At 47.9% G+C, this 21239-nt stretch carries 13 protein-coding genes; 5 read left to right on the forward strand and 8 right to left on the reverse strand.

From position 1 onward, the window contains the following. The first annotated feature begins 6 nt into the window (after positions 1-6). Genes ABD744_RS12175 through ABD744_RS12185 form a run of 3 tightly spaced genes read left to right on the forward strand, consistent with a single transcriptional unit; the run spans position 7 to position 10051 of the window. A complete protein-coding gene (locus ABD744_RS12175) occupies positions 7-8427 on the forward strand; it encodes an Hpt domain-containing protein (RefSeq protein ID WP_344798776.1) in 8421 nt (2806 codons plus the stop codon). 23 nt (positions 8428-8450) lie between these two features. Then, positions 8451-9584, forward strand: coding sequence for a chemotaxis protein CheB (locus tag ABD744_RS12180; protein WP_344798777.1), 1134 nt, complete (start codon positions 8451-8453; stop codon positions 9582-9584). A gap of 17 nt (positions 9585-9601) precedes the next feature. Continuing rightward, entirely contained in the window at positions 9602-10051 is a 450-nt protein-coding gene (locus tag ABD744_RS12185) for a chemotaxis protein CheW (protein WP_344798778.1), read from the forward strand. A gap of 74 nt (positions 10052-10125) precedes the next feature. Here the strand turns inward: ABD744_RS12185 and ABD744_RS12190 are convergent, their stop codons facing one another. Beyond that, complete coding sequence (locus ABD744_RS12190) at positions 10126-10854, reverse strand: 16S rRNA (uracil(1498)-N(3))-methyltransferase (protein WP_344798779.1); 729 nt, start codon at positions 10852-10854, stop codon at positions 10126-10128. Positions 10855-10889: 35 nt separating this feature from the next. Here ABD744_RS12190 and ABD744_RS12195 point away from each other — a divergent pair, with 35 nt between their 5' ends. Further along, positions 10890-12692 carry a Na/Pi cotransporter family protein gene (locus tag ABD744_RS12195; protein WP_344798780.1) on the forward strand — a complete coding sequence of 601 codons (1803 nt, stop codon included), beginning with the start codon at positions 10890-10892 and terminating at the stop codon, positions 12690-12692. A 36-nt stretch (positions 12693-12728) separates the two neighbouring features. Here ABD744_RS12195 and ABD744_RS12200 read toward each other — a convergent pair whose 3' ends face one another. The 7 genes from ABD744_RS12200 to ABD744_RS12230 form a co-directional block, all read right to left on the reverse strand. Further along, positions 12729-13100: a hypothetical protein gene (locus tag ABD744_RS12200; RefSeq protein ID WP_344798781.1), complete on the reverse strand. Its 372-nt coding sequence runs from the start codon at positions 13098-13100 to the stop codon at positions 12729-12731. Between the two features lie 119 nt (positions 13101-13219). After that, a complete protein-coding gene (gene metF / locus ABD744_RS12205; protein WP_344798782.1) occupies positions 13220-14071 on the reverse strand; it encodes a methylenetetrahydrofolate reductase [NAD(P)H] in 852 nt (283 codons plus the stop codon). 173 nt (positions 14072-14244) lie between these two features. Then, positions 14245-15645 (reverse strand): adenosylhomocysteinase, encoded by a 1401-nt coding sequence (gene ahcY, locus ABD744_RS12210; RefSeq protein WP_344798783.1) that lies wholly within the window; start codon positions 15643-15645, stop codon positions 14245-14247. 69 nt (positions 15646-15714) lie between these two features. Continuing rightward, positions 15715-16926, reverse strand: coding sequence for a methionine adenosyltransferase (gene metK / locus ABD744_RS12215; RefSeq protein ID WP_344798784.1), 1212 nt, complete (start codon positions 16924-16926; stop codon positions 15715-15717). A 75-nt stretch (positions 16927-17001) separates the two neighbouring features. Beyond that, positions 17002-18021, reverse strand: a complete 1020-nt coding sequence (locus ABD744_RS12220) for an ArsR/SmtB family transcription factor (RefSeq protein ID WP_344798785.1) — start codon at positions 18019-18021, stop codon at positions 17002-17004. A gap of 66 nt (positions 18022-18087) precedes the next feature. Continuing rightward, positions 18088-18399, reverse strand: coding sequence for a hypothetical protein (locus ABD744_RS12225; protein WP_344798786.1), 312 nt, complete (start codon positions 18397-18399; stop codon positions 18088-18090). 3 nt (positions 18400-18402) lie between these two features. Continuing rightward, positions 18403-18822 carry a hypothetical protein gene (locus tag ABD744_RS12230; RefSeq protein ID WP_344798787.1) on the reverse strand — a complete coding sequence of 140 codons (420 nt, stop codon included), beginning with the start codon at positions 18820-18822 and terminating at the stop codon, positions 18403-18405. Between the two features lie 318 nt (positions 18823-19140). Between ABD744_RS12230 and tkt the strand changes: the two genes are divergently transcribed. Beyond that, the gene (tkt, locus tag ABD744_RS12235) at positions 19141-21138 is read left to right on the forward strand and encodes a transketolase (protein WP_344798788.1); all 1998 of its coding nucleotides are present in this window, start codon (positions 19141-19143) and stop codon (positions 21136-21138) included. Positions 21139-21239: the final 101 nt, after the last annotated feature.

Here is a 21239-nt window from a genome sequence, read left to right on the forward strand (position 1 = left end):
GTCGTTATGGCTGAGCACCACGACTACGTTGCCCTGGAGTGGGTAAAAGGTGAAATTGAGGATACGCTGAAGCAGGCTGAACAGTCTCTTGAGGCATTTGTGGAGTCGCCGGATGACGGGACTCGGATGCGCTTCTGTTTGACCTATATCCATCAAGTGCATGGTACATTGCAGATGGTGGAGTTTTATGGTGCAGCATTACTTGCAGAAGAAATGGAAACGGTTGCCCAGGCCATCATCAATGGCAAGGTGCCGCATGTAAAAGACGCTCAAGAAGTGTTGATGCAAGCCATTCTCCAGTTACCAGGGTATTTGGAACACCTGCAGGCTGGTAAAGATGATATACCGGTTACGTTATTGCCTTTGCTGAACGATTTGCGTTCTGCTCGTGGTGACAGCTTGTTGACAGAAACGTCTCTGTTCAGCCCGAATTTATTGCCTTTGCGTTCTGATGAGCATTTTACGTTTCATGCGCCGGGGGCTTTCGAAAAGATTCCCCGCCTTCGTGAAGCGTATCGGCTTGGTCTGATCGGAGTCATTCGTAACGTTGACCTGGATAAAAGTTTCAGCACTTTGGCAAAAGTCTGTATGCACTTGGAGCAGCTTTGCGGTGAAGCCCCTATTGCAAGATTGTGGTGGATTGCTGGTGCCGTCGTTGAGGGCATGTCGAGCAATACTATTGATAGCGGTTTGGCGGTAAAAACCTTGCTAAGGCAGGTTGAAAAAGAAATTGGCCGTCTTCAAACGGACGGCGAAACGGCGTTGAATGAGCCGGTGCCGGAAGAGCTGGCTAAGAATCTACTGTATTACATTGCTAAGTCCTCTTCGGATGCTTCTTCCGTACGCAGTATTAAACAAGTATTTGGCTTAATTTCAGCGTTACCTACCGAGCAAGAGAGCGCTAAGGCCTTGCAAGGTTCTTATAAGTCCGCAATGGACTCGGTGGTTTCGGCTCTGACTGAAGAATTAGTGAACCTAAAAGAGCGTTTTGATTTGTTCACGCGTTCGGATAACTACGACTTTGATAAGTTGGCCGAGTTAGGTTCTACGTTCAAGCAAATTTCAGATACGTTGGCGGTTTTGGGTCTTGGGCCTGAGCGTAAATCACTGCTTGATCAAAACGATAAAATTGAAAGTTGGATAGAGACAAAACAAAAGCCTGAGCAGCAAGAGTTAATGGCCATTGCCAGTGAGCTGCTCATGGTGGAAGTGGGCTTAAATGCCGCTGCTAATAAAACCTCCAGCGGTGGTGCGTCTACTTCGACTTCTGATATTCCGGTCGATGCATTGAATACAGCCCAGGCGGCAGTAGTAAAAGAATGTCGCAACGGCCTGGAGCAAGTTAAAGACTCGATCATCAGCTTCATCGCATCTCAATGGGAGACTTCAGAAGTTGAAGCCGTGCCTGAGTTGCTGAAAAGTGTGGAAGGCGCCTTGTTTATGGTGCCTCAGCTGGCAAGAGCGGCTGAGATTCTAGCGCAAACCCGAGACGTGGTTGAAACCAGAATTCTGGCGCCTGGCAGCGAAAATCCGTCCTGGGAAATGATGGATGGATTGGCAGACGCTGTAGCTGGCGTTGATTATTATCTTGAGCGGGTAACGGAAAGTGCCCAGGAAGAAGGCGGTTCAGTATTGGATGTGGCAGCAGAAAGTATTTCTGCAATCACAGGCCAGCAGATTGTTACTCAAGAGTTGATGGCAGATCACAGTGCGGATATTAGCACTGAACACGAAGACGACAGCGACGAACTGTCTCTTGAATTGATGCCTGAGCCGGATTCAGAGTTTACCGTCGATTTAGCTGACGAAGAAACATCAGAGTTTACTGACACGGTTAGTCTGGAACCTGATCCCATGACGTCCGTTGAACTTGATAGCACACCTGAAACTGCCCAAGAGCCGGAGCCAGAAGTGCCTGAATTGAGCGTTGATCTGGACTTGGCCGATGGGTCAGCAGAAGCGGACGCGCTACCGGATCTTGATTTTGAATTGCCGGATGAAAGTGATCAAACTTCTTCCGAAGACGATTTGGGCTACAGTATTAGTGGTTTTGACTCCTCTGACATTCAACACGCAGTTTCCGATGCAATTGACCATGCCGATGATGGGCTTGAATTAGACTTCACGTTGGATGAAGAAACGCAGGTTACGTCTGAAACGGAGGTTGATTCAGCCGATGAAGAGCCGCTGATTTCGCCTATAGAATTACCTGAAGAAACTGAAATTAAATTAGGTGATGAGCTTTCTGTAAGTGAAGGCAGCCGGGTTGAAGATTCTTTTGTCAGTGAAAGTTCAGCGGAAGATGCCGAAACAGAAAGTGATGACGTAGCGTTGGACGTGGGATTAGCGACGGATGATGTGTTATCTGAGCTGATTCTTGAAGAAAATACTCCACAAATTACAACTGACGCGCCTGTCGAGCCTGAAGAACCAGAGGCATCGGGTAATGATATGATCGATGAGGAAATCATCGAGATATTTACCGAGGAAGCCGAAGAAGTTCAGGAAACCATTGCAGAATTTTTGCCTGCTTATAAAGCCGATTACACTAATACTGAAGCGCAAACAGAAGTGCGCAGAGCTTTCCATACATTGAAAGGCAGTGGTCGCCTGGTAGGGGCTGAGGACGTTGGTGAGCTGGCCTGGAAAGTGGAAAACCTGCTTAACCGGGTGATTGACCAAACGATCGAAGCCTCACCGGTTATGTTCGATCTTATTGATCGTGTATGCGAAGTATTGCCTTCGTTGGTAGACGACTTCTCAAAGCACCAGAAATCTGGCGCCGATGTGACGCCTCTGATGAACGCAGCCGATGAAGTTCTGGAAGGCAAGACTCCGGCCATTCTGTCTGCCAGTGCAGATAAACCAAAAGATGCTCCGGAATTAATCGTCGAAGCCGAAGAAGCGAGTGGTGTTTCTGAGGATGCTTCAGGTCAGAACGATTCCGAACCTAGCTTAGACGTTGAGCATCGTGCAGATGAAGAACACGATGTAGATGAAGAAATCACCATAGAACTTGATGAAGCGTCGGATCTGCTCAATATCTTTAAGAGCGAAGCAGAAACTCATCTGGCGGTGATTCACGAGTTTTATACGGACAACCAAAACGTTGATCAGGTCAGTTTGAATGACGACGTGCAAAGAGCACTTCATACCCTCAAGGGCAGTGCTCATATGGCGGGTGTGACGGCCGTTGCCGATCTGGCCAGTGAATGTGAACGCATTGTCAAAGAAGCTCGCTCTGCGCACTTGATGGCCGATAGCATCTTGCTAGGCCAATTGAATGATGCGGCTGAGTGGATTGCAGCAGCGATTAAAGATATGTCGAAAGAAACAAAGGTTTCTTTCGACATGGATGATGAATGGTTAACCACATTGTCGGAGACTTTGTCTCGCTTGCCGAGTGAAGTCAGACATACCGAAAATTCAGAGAAGGCGTCTCAGGTGGATGCGTCGCCTGATCATCAAATGATGAATATCTTCCTGATGGAAGGCATGGACATTCTGGGTGATATTGAATTGCTTTCGGGCCAATGGCGAAAAGATGCGCTGAATACTCAACTTTCCGGTGACCTGGAAGGTGAGTACATTACGCTGGCTCGAGCTGCGAAGATGTCGCGTGTGGACCATTTCTCTGATGTGTCAGAAGCCTTGTCTAAGCTGATTGGAGAGGTCAGTTCACTTGCCGGTGAGCCTAACGCGGCGTTTTTTGATGAACTGGAAAAAGGTTATGAATATTTAGTGTCCTTGATGGATCTGTTGGCTGCGGGTCAGTCGATACCGTCCAATGATGCTTTGATTGGGGCCATTCATGGGTTGGATCGGGACGCTATGGTTGCGTCTTTATCTCCGGAAGCAGAAGCGCCACTTACCGACGACTTTGGTGGTGAAGTATCGCTGGAAGGCGATTTCGAATTTGACGAAGCAGACGATCTTAATTCGTTAGGTGAACTGGAAGAACCGACAGGGTTTGCACAGCCTACCGATACGGCAGAACAGGACGATTTAGCCAGCGATGACGATTTAGCGGCATTGGTTGATGAGTTTGATGAGTTTGGTGAAAGCGTTGATGCCTATGCCGAGCCAGAGGTTTTACCTGAAACGTCTGACATGACCGATGAAGATGAAAGCGAGTTGGTCAGCATTTTCCTTGAAGAAGCCGATGATATTGTCTCCCACCTGGATGAGAACCTTCAGGGGTGGCAAAGGCAGCCGGATTCGCTGACGCCTGTGCATGAACTTCAGCGCTCGATTCATACCTTAAAAGGTGGCGCGAGACTGGCCGAATTTGAAGCGGTTGGTGACTTGTGTCACGAGCTTGAAAATCTGTATGAAGGTCTGTCTGAAGGCCGATTCCAGTACAGCCAACCGTTGGCCAATTTACTTCAGGATTGTCATGATGCTATTGCCAGTCAAATCGGGGACATTCATGATCACAAAACACCGGGCTCTTTTCCTGAACTAGAACAACGCATTCTGGGCTACATGAAAGGTGGCGCAGTGGCTGAAGTTGTTGCTGAAACAGAAGAATTCAGTGAGCTGAGTTCTGTGGCTGATCGAGAGTTATCTCAGGCCGCGCCTGTACCGTTAAGCAGTAACGTTGATCCGGAGCTGGTTGAAATCTTCCTTGAAGAAGCGGAAGAAATTCTCGAAAGTATTACTGAGCAGCTTGAGAGCTGGGCGGATAATCAACAAGATTTAACACCTGTGGCAGAGTTGCAACGTGAATTGCACACGCTCAAAGGTGGCGCGCGAATGGCCGAGTTGGCGCCGATTGGTGACTTGGGTCATGAGCTTGAAAACCTCTATGAGGGATTGGTTCAGGGCGTATTTAAGAGTTCAGAGCCTTTATTGGAGTTGTTGCGCTCGTGCCATGATCGCTTAGCGGACATGATAGATGCCGTCAATTCAGGTGTGATGCCGACTGCAGCCGGTGACCTGGTGCAGGCTGTCACCAGTTATTGCAAGACAGGCAGTTATGATTTATCACCAGCGGACACGGAAGATGGTGCGCTGGCAGAGAGCGATCTGGAAGAAAGCGCTGTGGAAGACGCAGCCGAAGCTGGTTTTGAAGAGAGCGTTGAACCAGACTTGGTTGATGACTCGATTCTTGAAGAAGAGACAGAGCTATCTGTTGGGTTTGATGATGTAGAATCCTTGGACGTTCCGACGCTGGACGAAAGCTATGGCTTGTCTACAGATACGGCTGAGGAAGACATTGCATCAGAGACTGATTCTGAAATCATCGAACTGACGGCTCAGGATGGTGTTGAAGAGTTTGACCTGGCAGTGACACCGGACGTTTCTGAAGATTCGTCTTTTGCTTCTGAAGACTCGCAACCTCAAATCACAGCGTCTGAACTTGAAGAGGATACCGTCGTTGAAGCAGGTGTTGATCTGCCTGCAGTGGATGGCACTGCTGACGTCGCGTTGGATGACATTTCAGAGTTGTCGCTGGATGATGTAGAGGTTACAGAAACGCACTCCGAAACAGACGCATTGGATATTCCTGTTCTTACCGATGAACAACCGGTGACTGAACCGGAAGTGGAGTTGCCTGCCGATCTTTCCGTATCGCCGGACTTAACTGATATTCCACTGTCTGGCATTCAAGAGCTTACTGATACTCCTGATCTATCTGATACTCCAGAGCTGGCTGACATTCCTGAATTAACTGACATTCCAGAATTAACTGACATTCCAGAATTAACTGACATTCCTGAATTAAGCGAAACTCTGGAAGTGGATGATTCATTGGATGCTGAGATTCCGGAAGCGCTAACCTTTGAGGAGGTTGCTTCGGAAGAGGTTTCTGCTGATGAAACTGGTTTTGATGAAACGCTGCCTGTTGCCGAAGATGACTTCGAACTTCCCGAGATAGAAGACGAAATTGATCTGGCAGCGCTTGGTTTGTCGGAAGAGGACCTCTCTGGCGATCTGGACATTGATCTGAGTGATTTGGGTCTGTCAGCACTGGACGCGGCAGAACTGGAAATTTCAGGCATGTTCCATGAAGAAGCAAAGGAGCTTTTTGAGTCTCTGGATAACGTGGCTCATTCATGGCGGACAGATCCAGCCAACCAAAAGCTGAAGTCTGAAGTATTACGTTTACTTCATACCATCAAAGGCGGCGCGCGTGTGGCCAAGATGGATGAGTTAGCAGGCAGTACCCACGACCTTGAAAGTTATGTGGAAAGAGCATCGGACACGCTGGATGAAGAATATTTCTCCGGTTTAGAGAAACGCATTGATGTGTTGCAGTCTAAGATTTCCGGGCTGTCTTTGTCGTCGCAAGCACCTGCAGTTGCCGAGGGTGATGCTGAGCTTTCGTTACCGACGATTGCGAATGATGATGCCTTGTCAGCGGGTTCGGCGGAGCTACAGATTGAAGAAGTTAAGCCTCTGGACGCTGAGCTCAACGTTGTTGATGAAGATAAGTTGCTCGATGAGCTTTCTCACCTGGACGAAATGGAAGACGCGCCAGAAGAGCTGATTCTTGGTAATGAAGTTGAAATTGAATTGATTCCGGCGCCGGAATTTGGTCCTGTGGTTCGGGAAGGCATTGCAGACCAAACTAAGGTGGGCTCGGGTCAGGAGCAAGTGAAAGTTTCTTCCGAGTTGCTGGAAAATCTGGTGAACCTTGCCGGTGAAACCTCGATCTCTCGCGGACGTCTGGAAACGGAAGTGTCTGATATCGGCTTCACACTGGAAGATATGGATATTACGGTCGGTCGTCTGCAGGAGCAGTTGAAGCGTTTGGATTTGGAAACGCAGGCTCAAATCTCGTACCGTACCGAGATGCAACAGTCTCATGACTATGATGACTTCGATCCGTTAGAAATGGATCGATACACCAACATGCAGCAGTTGTCTCGTTCTCTGCTTGAGTCCGTGACCGATATTCTGGACTTGCGCGCGACACTTGAAAACAAAGTGCGTGATTCAGAGACCTTATTGCTACAGCAGTCGCGCATTAATACCGAACTGCAGGAAGGCCTGATGCGAACCCGAATGGTTCCATTCAGTCGTCTGGTTCCTCGTTTGCGCCGTATTGTTCGCCAGGTCAGTCAGGAGCTGGGCAAACAAGTGGACTTTAAGGTCCATAATGCGGAAGGTGAAATGGACAGAACCGTGCTGGAACGCATGGTTGCACCGCTTGAGCACATGCTTCGAAATGCGGTGGATCATGGTATTGAGATGCCGGATGTTCGTAAGAAAGCAGGCAAGAAACCTAAAGGCACCGTTGATTTATTTGTAGGCCGTGAAGGCGGTGAAGTTGTCCTGAAGCTGAAAGACGATGGTGCTGGTGTTAATTTTGAAGCGGTTCGTAACAAAGCGATCGAACGTCAATTAATGAAACCTGAGTCTGATTTAACGGATCATGAAGTAATTCAGTTTATTTTCAGCCCAGGTTTCTCAACGGCCAAAAAAGTCACTCAAATATCCGGTCGTGGCGTAGGTATGGACGTTGTGAACAGTGAAATTAAGCAACTCGGTGGTAATGTTGCTATTGACTCTGTTTACGGCAAAGGCTCTGAATTTGATGTTCGCTTGCCATTCACGGTATCGGTAAACCGGGCATTGATGGTGAAAATCGGTGATGACCTTTACGCCATTCCATTGAATACCATTGAGGGTATTGTTCGTGTCAGCCCTTATGAGCTGGAAGAGTTCTACCGTGAAGGATCGACTCTCCCTTACGTTTATGCCGGTAAAGAATACCGCATGGAGTACATGGGGGACTTGCTGAAATCAGGACACACACCAAAACTGCAGGGACAGGTGTTGCCTCTGCCTGTGTTGCTGGTTCGTGGTGCTGAGCACCCGATTGCCTTGCAAGTCGATAGCCTGATGGGAAGCCGTGAGGTGGTGGTGAAATCCTTGGGTGCTCAGTTCAGTACGGTTGAAGGCGTATCAGGCGCTACCATTCTTGGTGATGGTAGTGTGGTGATCATTCTTGATCTGGCTGCATTGATCCGTTCCGAACATGCGCATCTGGAAGAGTTGGCTAACAACGCAGCGCTTGCTGAACCACCTGAGGTTGTTGACGAGGAACGGCCGTTACGAGTCATGGTGGTGGATGATTCTGTCACTGTGCGTAAGGTAACTTCACGTGTACTCCAGCGCCAGGGTTATGATGTATCAACGGCCAAAGATGGAGTGGATGCCATCGCTAAGCTGCAGGATGAGCGTCCTGACATCATGTTGCTGGATATTGAAATGCCGCGTATGGACGGTTTTGAAGTCGCCTCTTTTGTTCGTCACAATGAACAACTGGCCGATCTTCCTATTATTATGATTACTTCACGAACGGGCGAAAAGCATCGTGAAAGAGCAATGTCGATTGGCGTGAACCATTATATGGGCAAACCTTTCCAAGAGACGACGTTGTTAGAAACCATTGAGTTGTTGGTTGGAAAACAGTAGGTATCAGGTTGACAGTTACAGGCATGAAAATAGGTATTGTTTCAGACAAGCCGCTTCACACGAACACACTGGGCAAAGCAGTGGAAGAGATCGGCTTGGTTGTTGCTGTGAATACATCACCGGATCGAGTATCGGACGATGAAATCACAGATGAAACAATAGCTGCATGGATCATTGATCTTGCGGATGAAGATAAATGGTCTGATTTTCTTGACCAGGTATTGGATACCACCACGGTGCCCATTTTGTTTGGTGAAGGTGAGGTGCCGCCGTTTAACAGCGATGAGTTTGTGCGCTGGCAGAAGCGTTTTAATAAAAAGGTACGCTCGTTACTGACAACCAGTGAAACGATTGTGATTCCTGAGTTGAAAGTGCCTTTGCTTTCTTCGTCAGTGAAGGAAGAGCAGGCTGAGTCGAACGTCTCTCAAAAAACGCCGGAGTTGATGTCAACGGAAAGCCAGGCCCAGAAAATTTCATTGCCAGCGAACATCACTAAGCCTTTGCCTAAAGGAACGCCCGCGCCCTATGTATGGGTGCTGGGTGCATCTTTGGGTGGGCCGGGTGCGGTTAAGCGGTTTTTGGATGTTTTGCCGGAAGGTTTGCCAGTGGGGTTTGTGTACGCACAGCACATTGATAACAACTTTTTACCGGTGCTCAATCAGGTATTGGGCCGACACTCTGCATTCGATATGAAGCACTGCGGTCATAAAAAGAAAGTGGCCGTTGGCGAAGTCCATATTGTACCGGTCAACCACCAAATTCAGTGCACCAAAGAAGAGGGGGTTATTTTTGTTCATAATCGCCCTTGGCAGGGGTTGTATAGCCCGTCGATTTCTCATGTGATGAAAGAGTTCGCACTGTGTTATGGGCCTGATACCGGCTCCATTATATTCAGTGGGATGGGCGATGATGCCTCAGATGGTGCCAATGCGATGACGGATTCAGGTGCGCAAGTTTGGGTGCAGACGCTCTCAACGTGCGCCAGTGCGTCTATGCCGGAATCGGTATTAGGCACCGGACGCAGCTCTTTTCAGGGGACGCCAGAGGAGCTTGCAGAGAAGCTGGTTCAGGTAATTGCTTCCCGATATCAAGATGCCGTTATTGTTGATGAACACACGGGAGATGTGTCCATTGATGATCCAATTTATCCTTTTTAATTGATAGGTAAGAGTTCATGGCTGAACAATTAAGTCAGGTTGCTTGTTTGCGCTTTCCGAAGGAACCTAAAAACATCGTGCTTCCTAACGTTTCGGTGGCTGAAGTTATTCCTTACCAAGCTCCGAAGAAGGAAACCGGGCCGGAGTGGCTGTTGGGCTATTTTTCCTGGCGAAACATCCAGGTTCCAATTGTTTCTATCGAGCTGCTGAATGAAGAAAAGCCGTTTGAGGTGAATGAACGAACTCGCTTAGCGGTTATTAATCGTTTGTCCGGCAAATCCAAGTTTGAGTTCTTTGCGGTTCCGTTTGCGGATCTACCGACATTGGTGCGTGTTCACGCCGATGAAATGAAGTCGTCCGATGCGTTTTTATTGCCGGTTGAGCGAGCGGCGGCGGAATTGGAGGACCAGACGGTGGTCATCCCGGATCTGGAAAAAATTGAACTGATGCTAACCCAGCTGGGCTAGTTGCGGTTCGAGGGCGTTGCTCTCGTTTATTCACTTTTTTGGCCGTATTTTTGAATTAAGTACGTCGCCAATGACTACAGATCGCCCCACTGGTATTGCATTAACGATAAAACCGTCAAGCTGGCGGTTTCGGTTCTTAATACTCTGGGCCCAATGGTAATGGATTTAAATCCACTTTCTTCACTGATTTTAATTTCAGTTTCAGACAAACCGCCTTCCGGCCCGATCAGAAGTGCCGCAGTGAGTGGCTTTTCCAGTGTTCTTAAGTCAGCTGTTGCCCTATGGTGTAACGTGATGCGAACCGGTTCCTGACGAAGCCTTAGCCACTGTTCAAGGGATACAGGAGGGTTGACCTTAGGCACAACACTTCGGCCACACTGTTCACAGGCAGACGCTGCGATACTTTGCCAGTGGTCGACTTTCTTCTGCAACCGTTCACCTTTTAATTTGACTTCACTGCGTTCAGCAAAAATGGGGGTGATTTCTGAAATGCCCAGCTCAACCGATTTTTGAATGGTGAACTCCATTCGATCCCCTTTGGAAATGCTTTGCCCCAGGTGGATGTAGATCGGTGATTCTTTATCGTTCTCAACGACATCCACAACTGCGACTCGTACACAGCTTTTTGTTTCGAATTCTTCAATTTCGGCTAACACTTCATAACCCTGGCCATCGAACATGTAGAGCTGTTGACCGGCCTTCATTCTTAATACCCGACCCAGATAATGGCTGAGTTCAGCGTCGAGCATCAGGTTGTTTTTTTCGTGACTAAGTGCTTTGTTATATATTCGAGGGATGCGCATTTTGTGTGTTTGAAAAATCGTAACGAGTGAGGCGTATGATTTTAAGATCTCTTCAGTCTTTTTGCCAACGTCAATTACTGCCTGTTTTTGTTTTGGCTTTCGTTTGTCTGCCTTTTATTGTTGTTGCTGCCCCTTCGTTACCCTCTGAACCTTCTTCGTTAAACGGCTCAGCCAGCTGGTTGGGTATGTTAATCAGTCTTTTCGGGGGAATAGCGCTGTTTTTATATGGCATTGAACTCATGAGTGGTGCCTTGCAAACTGTGGCCGGCAAGCGATTGAAGGGATGGCTGGCCAGTGTTACCCGAAATCGGGTCATGGGGGCTTTGTCCGGGGCGGCGGTGACTTCGGTCATTCAATCCTCTTCGGTGACAACGGTCTTAGTGGTGGGGTTTGTATCTGCCGGTTTGATGACCATGACGCAATCCATCGGGGTGATTATGGGCGCTAATGTCGGAACCACCATTACCGCGCAAATAGTCGCGTTTAAGGTTTCTAAAGCGGCCTTGTTTTTTATTGCAACGGGTTTTGGGTTTTGGTTTTTTGGACGGCAAGAAAAAATAAAAGCTTACGGCCTGGTTGTAATGGGATTGGGCTTGATTTTTTTTGGGATGGAGATCATGAGTGACTCTATGTCTCCGTTGCGCAGTTATGACCCTTTTCTGGCGTTTATGCGGGATATGAACTCACCTGTGTTGGGTATTTTTGCCGGCGCCTTGTTCACTGCCGTGATTCAGTCATCTTCGGCCACAACAGGTATTGTGATCGTGATGGCCAGCCAGGGCTTTCTTAATTTGGAAGCGGGTATTGCGCTGGCCCTCGGTGCCAACATTGGTACCTGTGTCAAAGTGGTTCTGGTTTCCATTGGTAAAAGCGTTGAAGCGAAAAGAGCTGCGATGGTGCATATTTTATTTAATGTGATCGGGGTGATCATTTGGTTGCCACTTATTCCGCTATTGGCTGCGCTCAGTCGTATGATTTCTCCCGAGACCGTTGAGTTGGATGTCATCAGCCGAATGGCGGTGGATTCGCCCCGGCAAATCGCCAACGCCAATACCTTGTTCAATGTGATTAATACCTTATTATTTTTGCCGTTTGCAATGTATTTCGGCAAGCTTACCTGTTGGCTGTTGCCTAAGAAAAAAGTCGAACAGAAAGAAATTGTGGTTGCTAAATACCTGGACAGAGAGCTGTTAAATTCACCTGCACTGGCTCTGGCGAGAGTACGACTGGAAGTCTCGCATATGGGGCAGATAGTGGTTGGGATGATTGAACATTTCAGCCGAGTGGTGGGCAACAGGAATAAAGCTGAAATCAAAGAGGTCAGCAAAATTGATGATCAGGTGGATGTGCTGCAAGAGAAGATTCTGCGTTTTTTAGGAAGAATACGGAAAACGCAATTATCAGAGAACCAAACTCGGGAATTCATGCAGCTGATGGCGGCCATTGATCATATCGAGCATGTTGGAGATGGGGTTTCTGTCGGGCTGGCTGGCACTTCGAAAAAATTCATTAAGTATAATGTTCTGGCCAGTCCAGAAACTCGTGCCGATTTCATGCATTTGCTTACCGAAATGGAAAAGGCTTTTGTGTATGCTCTGAAAGCAGTGAGTTCTGAAGACCAAAAAGCGGCCCAGCAAGTATTAGTGATGGCCGATGATATTGAAAATGCGATCACCACGATCCTCAATCGATTGGCCAATAAGTTGGTTGATGAGGGGAACCGGCCCATGGTGTTTCGGTTAGAAATGGCTTTTTGCGAGCAAGTTCGTCATATTTATTCTTTGTCCAGGCGATTGGCCATTTTAACTTTGCCGGACTCCATCAGCCCGGACACTTAGCATGTGGCTGGATGAATGATTGGCAGCCTGCAGGGATTATTCCGTGGGTTGCCAGTGAAAAATATGATACTGGCTGTGTGGGCCTTTGGTTTGGGTTTCGACGTGAATGTCTGCGTGGTGATTCAGCCACATGATGGCACGTTTGATCTCGGAGTCTTCCAGTCCGAGATCGGCGAGATGATCAATTAACTGATACTGAGAGACTTTAATCTGTTTTTTGATGAAATCGAGAGATTCGGCCAGCTCCGACGTTTTTGCTTCGGGCCTGCTTCGCACCAATGGTGAGACCGTCGCTTCAGAGGGTTTGATGGATAGCTGACTGAAGAATTGTTGAAGTGCTTCTTCGGGCAGGTCTACGTCTAAGTTGACGTCATGTTCGCCTACATTACCTGTTATTTTTATTTTCATGGTTTGCTCCGTAAAGCGAATGACAGCGACGTGGACGTCAACATTGATTCGCTTTACGGTAACAATGGAACCGGAGAAAAGCAAAGCCTGAGTGAGGGCTTGGCTTTCCCTGAATGAAGTTAGGCTTCACTGCCTTCATCAAGTTCCAGATTGCGCCAAATGGCCAGGTTAGGCGCTGCTTGGTTCAGTGTATAGAAGTGCAGGCCAGGCACGCCTTGATCCACCAGTTCCTGACACATAGCTGTGACCACTTCCTCACCGAATTTCTGAATGCTTTCAATGTCATCGCCATAAGCTTCCAATTGCTTGCGTATCCAGCGTGGGATTTCTGCACCGCAAGCGTCTGAAAAGCGTGCCAGTTTGCTGTAATTAGTGATTGGCATGATGCCCGGAACAATCGGAATGTTCACGCCTTTGGCTTGAACACGGTCGACGAAGTAATAAAACGCATCAATGTTATAGAAATATTGAGTAATGGCGCTGTTGGCTCCGGCGTCCACTTTGCGCACGAAGTTGTCCAGGTCGGCCTCGTAGGAAGCAGCCTGAGGGTGCATTTCCGGATAGGCAGCCACTTCCAGCTGGAAATGGTCTCCGGTTTCCTTGCGAATAAATTCTACCAGTTCATTGGCGTAACGAAGTTCGCCTGAGGAAGCCTTCATGCCAGAAGGTAAGTCTCCACGTAAGGCCACGATACGATTAACACCGTTTTCTTTATAGATGTTCAGCAGGTCGCGAAGCTCGGCAATGGAATCTCCGACACACGATAAATGAGGCGCTGCAGGTACGCCCAGCTCGTTCAATTCAGAAACAATGCTGAGGGTTCGGTCTCGGGTCGAGCCGCCTGCGCCGTAAGTGACAGAGAAAAAGTCCGGAGCTTCAGTGGCCAACATGTCCCGGGTAGCTAACAGTTTTTTGTGACCCTCTTCGGTTTTGGTTGGGAAAAACTCGAAACTTAATCTGAAATTGTTCATAACTGTTCTCGGTGGTATAGCGTCTTTGAGTATGTGTAATTAAAAGGAAGGTGCCGTGATTTCGGGCAAAATACAGAAAGTAGCTGGGGTAAAGATACAACAGAGGCGGGGAAGAAGGCATCATTGGATGCCTGCTTCCGGCCGGGTCTAACGTTTAATCACTCACCTGGTGATTAGTACTTGTAAGACTCTGGCTTGTATGGGCCTTCAACCGGTACATTGATGTAATCCGCTTGCTCTTGCGTTAACTGAGTCAACACGCCACCAAAGCCGGCAACCATGTCGGCTGCTACTTCTTCGTCCAGCTTCTTAGGCAGAACTTTCACGTAAATGTTTTCTGCTTTTTCTGCTTCTGGCAGGTCAGCAAATTTGGCATCCCACAGATACATCTGAGCCAATACCTGGTTCGCAAAGGAGCCATCCATGATACGGCTTGGGTGGCCGGTTGCGTTACCCAGATTCACCAAACGGCCTTCTGAAAGCAGGATCAGGTGATCGTTGTTGTCCGCGTTACGAATCACTTTGTGAACCTGTGGTTTAACTTCTTGCCATTCCCAGTTTTCGCGCATGAACGCGGTATCAATTTCATTATCGAAATGCCCGATGTTACACACCACAGCGCCGGACTTCAGCGCTTGAAGCATGTTCTTATCACAAACGTTTGCGTTGCCTGTGGTGGTTACGATCAGGTCGGTTTTTGCCAACAAATCTTTGTTAATGCCTTCCAAGGTGCCGGTGTTGATACCGTCGATGTAAGGAGAAACCACTTCAAAGCCGTCCATGCATGCTTGCATTGCACAGATAGGGTCAATTTCAGTAACTTTTACAATCATGCCTTCCTGAGAAAGCGACTGCGCAGAACCTTTACCTACGTCACCGTAACCGATAACCAACGCTTTTTTACCTGCCAACAGGTGGTCTGTACCGCGCTTGATCGCATCGTTCAACGAGTGACGGCAGCCGTATTTGTTGTCGTTCTTAGATTTAGTGACCGCATCGTTTACGTTGATCGCCGGTACTTTCAGTTCGCCTTTTTCCAGCATTTCCAACAAACGATGTACGCCTGTGGTGGTTTCTTCTGAGATGCCGTTAATTGTGCTCAGCATTTGTGGGTACTTGTTGTGTACCATTTCAGTCAGGTCGCCGCCATCATCAAGAATGATGTTTGCGTCCCAAACGTCGCGGCCATCTTTTTCAGCAAGAATGGTTTGCTCAATACACCATAGGAATTCTTCTTCGGTTTCGCCTTTCCATGCGAACACAGGAATACCGGCTGCGGCGATCGCTGCAGCGGCGTGGTCTTGAGTGGAGAAAATGTTGCATGATGACCAGCGAACTTCTGCGCCCAGATCAACCAGTGTTTCGATCAATACCGCAGTTTGAATGGTCATGTGGATACATCCCATGATCTTTGCACCGGCCAATGGCTGGTCGGCTTTATACTTGCGGCGAAGCGCCATCAATGCCGGCATTTCGCCTTCTGCGATATCAATTTCTTTACGGCCCCATTCTGCATCTGCTTTGAATGCTTCCGGTGTTTGCGCTGCAACTTTGTAGTCTGTAAATGCTGTCATGATCTTATCTCGTTGTGGCGGTTAAACAGCGGACTGTTCAACCTGCCTTGTTATTTAAGGTGTTTGGGATTAAACGTTAGCGGCTGCTTTCAGTGCGTCAATTTTGTCCGTTCTTTCCCATGTGAAAGCGGTGAAGGTTTTGGACTTCTCTTCGCCGTTTTCTGTGTAAGTGTAAGTGTGCTCGAATGGCTCGCGACCAAAGTGACCGTATGCAGCTGTCAGTTGATACATAGGGTTAAGCAATTCAAGTTGGTTTTGAATCGCATAAGGGCGCAGATCAAACACTTCGCGAATGACTTTTGCCAACTCGATGTCAGAAATTTTGCCGGTGCCGAATGTATTGACCGAAATGGAGGTTGGCTCAGCCACACCAATGGCGTAAGACACCTGGATTTCACAACGTTCTGCCAATTCAGCAGCAACAATGTTCTTTGCCACATAACGGCCGATGTAAGCGGCTGAACGGTCTACTTTTGATGGATCTTTGCCTGAGAAAGCGCCGCCGCCGTGACGGGCCATACCGCCATAAGTATCAACAATGATTTTACGGCCTGTCAGACCTGCATCTCCCACCGGGCCGCCAATCACAAAGTTGCCGGTTGGGTTGATGTGATAAAGCGTGTCGGAAGTCAGCCACTCCGCAGGTATGACTGGCTTGATGATGTTTTCAAGCACAGCTTCGCGTAGGTCTTCCAAAGAAATGCTTGGATCGTGCTGAGTCGAAAGTACAACAGCATCCACTTTCGGCGTGCCGCCTTCGTAGTTGATGGTTACCTGAGACTTAGCGTCCGGACGTAACCAAGGCAAAGTGCCATTGCGGCGCAATTCTGATTGGCGTTCAACGAGCAAGTGCGCGTAATACACAGGTGCAGGCATCAGGCTTGGTGTTTCATTGGTGGCATAACCGAACATCAGTCCTTGGTCGCCAGCGCCCTGATCTTCCGGCTTAGCACGGTCAACGCCTTGGTTGATGTCTACCGACTGCTTTCCGATGCCGTTTAATACAGCACAGGTTGCGCCATCGAAACCGACGTCTGAACTGTTGTAGCCAATGCCGGTGATTACATCACGAACGATGTCTTCCAGGTCAACGTAGCAAGAGGTGGTTACTTCACCTGCAACAATCGCCATACCTGTTTTAACTAATGTTTCTACTGCCACTCGTGCATAAGGGTCACGAGCAATGATGGCATCAAGTACTGCGTCAGAAATCTGATCAGCAACTTTATCCGGATGTCCTTCTGATACGGACTCAGAAGTAAAAATACTGTATTCGCTCATTCCGCTTTCCTTTTTATTTTAAGGATCAAAGATCCATGTGTTGCAGTTGGTTGACTGAATTTAGACGCAAGATATTTACTGAGTATCTTTCCGGTAAATCAGTACTTGTATTTGAAAACCATTTCTTAATGCCAAGTATTGAGTGCTGGCGGGCACTAATTTAAAACTGTGGGCCCAGCGATCAATGTCGTCTTGCTCGAAGCCCATCCATAAATCACCGCAGTGCTCCCGAGCCCACTTTTGATCGTGTGCACACAGCTCGGTAATTAATAACAAGCCTTGCGGTGCAAGAATGTTCGCAGCGGATTCGATCAGTTTTTCAGGCGCAGGGACATGATGAAGCACCATGTTGCACGTGACCAAGTTGGCTTTGGGCTGATGGGGATCAGCAACAGAGACCGGTTGATGAAACAGTTCGCTGGCGTCGCCATGTCGAAGTTCAACATTATCTAACCCTTGAATACTCTGTTGAGCCTGAGCCAGCATTTCTTCAGAGGTATCGATGCCGACTACCGACTGATAGCGGTTGGCCAGTTCAATCAACATTTCACCGGTGCCAGGCCCAAATTCGACCGCCAATGTTTTGGTGGGTTGTTCGATATCGCCGAGTAAGTTGGCGGCGTTGGTGCCGTAGTCTTTCCAGCTGGCAATCAAGTCCTGCTGTGCTCTGAAGCGTGCTGCATTTTTTTCAAAGAACTGATGCGAAACCTGCGCCCGTTCCTGATAAGTTTCAGTTAATCGGGTTTGGATGCTTTCCGGTAACACGGTTTGATCAACGGACTGAAACAAGGTGTCGATTAATGGTTTTAGTGCATGTTGCTCCAGGTTGACCGTGCGACGGTAAAAAATGGAGTTGCCTTCTTTGCGTGTTTCCAGCAAACCGGAGGTGGCCATGACTTTTAAGTGGTGGCTCATTCCCGACTGTTTCACATTAAAAATTTTACACAGTTCCATTACCCCAAATGAGCCATCTCGCAATACTCGTAAAATATCGAGACGCAACGGGTCTGCGCTGGCTTTGCAAAGCTGCGCCAGTTTAGCGGTGTCGATGGATGCTTCGGTTGGCATCGTTGGTAATGGTGTTGAGTTTGTCATGGCTAATTAGACTAACACCAAATTTTTTTTGGTCAATACCTATATCAAAATAAATTGATATAGGTCTTAGTGGTCGGGTGTTTCAGGAAAGGTCATTGCTATTTTTCCCCACGTTTCTTCTTGTGCGTCAAAGAACGCTTCTTCGTGCTCAGGGTTGTAGTGTGGATGCTCAGCGTCCCAAAAGGGGAAATTTAACTCTGCTTTAAGTCGCCAAAACTTGGCAATGTTAAGTAGGATTTTGCACTCCCAGGGTTCGAGAAAAATTGTTCCGTTGGTATGCTTATTGGTAACGTTTAAAACTTCGATAAGACCTTCTTTTTTAGCAAAAACTTCTATTTCATTGAAAAAGGCGGGAGGCAAGAAATATTCTTTAGTCATAAACTATACTCGGACGTTGGTGCATGTCATCAATTTACTAAGCTCATTAAGCTTCGCCAGAAGCTCTGTGGCTGGCATTTTTCGAGATACATTTAAGAGAGGGTGGTATTTATCCCGATAGTTAAATAATAACCCTTCCGGGAGTATTTTATACTTAGGAAGTATCCAGGCGACACCGCTAACGGGTTGTTTTTTCAAGGTTGCTATTGAATCGCCAAAACTAATGCCCATTTTTGGGTGAGGCAGAATTAATTCCTCATTAACGAACGGGTCTAATGCAAAGTGTATATCCTTGCCCAGCCTTAACTTTTTCAATGCTGGATGGGTGGGCCGACCACATCGATATAAACCATCCTGAAGGCTGTATTCCTTCCAAAGGTTGTTTGGGGTAACAACTGTAAAAACATCATTCCTTAGTACCATGCTTGGATCTCCTTGTGTAGCAGATCCAAATTACCAGTGATGTTCAAACCCCAACTTTTTATTTCGGAAAAGTTAGAACTCTTTCTCAAATAATGCTTTAGAAGCTTCTGGTGTATTTTTAATTGGTTCTATTTTATGAGTTTCAAATATGAGTTTCAAAATAGGGGGTAAAAACATTGCGGACTTCGAGATTTAAAGCCATACGGCGCTGATCGACTACAAGTGATTGATGTCTTGCTTTAAAAAGGCGAAAATACGCCCATTTTTTGGTTCTCAAACTAATCTTGTGTGAACATACACTGTTCAGGAGTCTATTTAATGGCAACTCGTACCGAACGCGCTAATGCAATTCGCGCATTGAGCATGGACGCGGTTCAAAAAGCTAAATCAGGTCATCCAGGTGCCCCGATGGGGATGGCGGATATTGCAGAGGTTTTATGGAATGATTTTATGTCCCATAACCCGGCAAACCCGGACTGGATGAACCGTGACCGATTTGTATTATCCAACGGTCATGGGTCCATGTTGATTTATTCACTGTTGCATTTGTCCGGTTATGACGTTTCCATCGACGACCTGAAAAATTTCCGTCAGATTCATTCCAAAACACCGGGCCACCCTGAATATGGGTACACGCCGGGTGTAGAAACAACCACCGGCCCGTTGGGTCAGGGCATTGCCAACGCCGTTGGTATGGCGCTGGGTGAAAAGATTCTTGCTGACCAATTCAACCGCGAAGGTCATGACATCGTCGATCATGCGACATACGCATTCCTGGGTGATGGCTGCATGATGGAAGGCATTTCCCATGAAGTTTGTTCACTGGCGGGTACACTGGGTCTGGGTAAGCTGATTGCGTTTTATGACGACAACGGCATTTCCATTGATGGTGAAGTTGAAGGTTGGTTCACTGACGATACAGTAAAACGTTTTGAGTCTTACGGCTGGCAGGTAATTCCTAAGGTGAATGGTCATGATCCTGAAGAGATCAAAATGGCCATTGAAACCGCCAAAGCCAATCCGGATCAACCGACTTTGATTTGTTGTAAAACCATCATTGGTTTTGGTTCGCCAAACAAAGAAGGCAAAGAAGATTGTCACGGTGCACCATTGGGTGACGATGAAATTAAGCTGACGCGTGAGCGTTTGGGCTGGAACTACGGTCCGTTCGAAATTCCTGCTGAAATTTCAGAGGAGTGGAACGCTCGCGAAAAAGGCACAGCGGCTGAGTTTGCCTGGAATGAAAAATTCAAAGCCTACCAAACGGCTTACCCTGAGCTTGCTGCTGAGCTAGAGCGTCGTATGGCGGGTGAGTTGCCTGAAGACTTCTCTGAAAAAGCCGAAGCTTACGTTAAAGAAGTGAATGAAAAAGCTGAGAAAGTGGCTTCACGTAAAGCGTCTCAGAACAGCATTGAAGCTTATGCGGCAATGCTTCCAGAACTGTTGGGCGGTTCAGCGGATTTAGCGGGTTCTAACCTGACACTTTGGAGCGGCTCCAAAGGCATCGAAGCTAATGATGCCTCTGGTAACTATGTGTTCTATGGTGTGCGTGAATTTGGTATGACTGCGATCATGAACGGTTTGAGCCTGCACGGTGGTTTCCGCCCGTACGGTGCAACCTTCCTGATCTTCATGGAATACGCGCGTAATGCCGTTCGTATGTCGGCATTGATGAAGCAGCCTGTGATTCATGTTTACACGCACGACTCCATTGGTCTGGGCGAAGACGGCCCGACTCACCAACCGGTCGAGCAAATTCCAAGCCTGCGTGGCACCCCGAACATGCACGCATGGCGACCATGTGATGCAGTGGAATCGGCTGTGGCCTGGAAGAGCGCAATTGAGCGTTTGGATGGTCCGACGGCCATGGCTTTCTCTCGTCAGGGTTTACCGCATCAGACTCGCAATGACGAGCAATTAGCGAACATCGAGAAAGGTGGTTATACCTTAGTAGATTGCGCTGGCACACCTGATTTGATCTTGATCGCAACAGGCTCTGAAGTTGAGCTGGCTCGACTGGCTGCAGAAGCGTTAACGGCCAAAGGCAAAGCGGTACGTGTGGTTTCTATGCCTTGTGCAGAGATCTTTGAGGCGCAATCCGCTGAATATCGTGAAAGTGTACTGCCTGCGGCAGTGGCTGCCCGCGTTGCGGTTGAAGCAGCACACCGAGATTACTGGTACAAGTGGGTTGGCCTGAACGGTGACATCGTTGGTATGTCCACGTTTGGTGAATCAGCTCCGATTGATGAGTTAATGAAAGAGTTCGGCTTTACGGTTGAAAACGTAGTGGCTGTGGCTGAGCGTGTTTCAGCATAAAGCAGGAAACGGAAGGGCTTTTTTAAAGCCCTTTGTTTGATGCTTGAAATGCGGTTGGTGATTGTCTCATATTGAATTAGAAACTGTCTGGAATGGATTGA

It is taken from the genome of Litoribacillus peritrichatus, assembly GCF_039537985.1.
GTDB classification, from domain to species: domain Bacteria; phylum Pseudomonadota; class Gammaproteobacteria; order Pseudomonadales; family Litoribrevibacteraceae; genus Litoribacillus; species Litoribacillus peritrichatus.

Bases quoted from the DNA above. Each gene is read 5' to 3' on its own strand.
- tkt (WP_344798788.1), top strand. From the start codon at position 19,141: ATGGCAACTCGTACCGAACGCGCTAATGCAATTCGCGCATTGAGCATG.
- metK (WP_344798784.1), bottom strand. From the start codon at position 16,926: ATGAGCGAATACAGTATTTTTACTTCTGAGTCCGTATCAGAAGGACAT.
- ABD744_RS12185 (WP_344798778.1), top strand. From the start codon at position 9,602: ATGGCTGAACAATTAAGTCAGGTTGCTTGTTTGCGCTTTCCGAAGGAA.
- ABD744_RS12200 (WP_344798781.1), bottom strand. From the start codon at position 13,100: ATGAAAATAAAAATAACAGGTAATGTAGGCGAACATGACGTCAACTTA.
- ABD744_RS12190 (WP_344798779.1), bottom strand. From the start codon at position 10,854: ATGCGCATCCCTCGAATATATAACAAAGCACTTAGTCACGAAAAAAAC.
- ahcY (WP_344798783.1), bottom strand. From the start codon at position 15,645: ATGACAGCATTTACAGACTACAAAGTTGCAGCGCAAACACCGGAAGCA.
- ABD744_RS12225 (WP_344798786.1), bottom strand. From the start codon at position 18,399: ATGACTAAAGAATATTTCTTGCCTCCCGCCTTTTTCAATGAAATAGAA.
- ABD744_RS12180 (WP_344798777.1), top strand. From the start codon at position 8,451: ATGAAAATAGGTATTGTTTCAGACAAGCCGCTTCACACGAACACACTG.
- ABD744_RS12230 (WP_344798787.1), bottom strand. From the start codon at position 18,822: ATGGTACTAAGGAATGATGTTTTTACAGTTGTTACCCCAAACAACCTT.
- metF (WP_344798782.1), bottom strand. From the start codon at position 14,071: ATGAACAATTTCAGATTAAGTTTCGAGTTTTTCCCAACCAAAACCGAA.
- ABD744_RS12195 (WP_344798780.1), top strand. From the start codon at position 10,890: ATGATTTTAAGATCTCTTCAGTCTTTTTGCCAACGTCAATTACTGCCT.
- ABD744_RS12175 (WP_344798776.1), top strand. From the start codon at position 7: ATGGCTGAGCACCACGACTACGTTGCCCTGGAGTGGGTAAAAGGTGAA.
- ABD744_RS12220 (WP_344798785.1), bottom strand. From the start codon at position 18,021: ATGACAAACTCAACACCATTACCAACGATGCCAACCGAAGCATCCATC.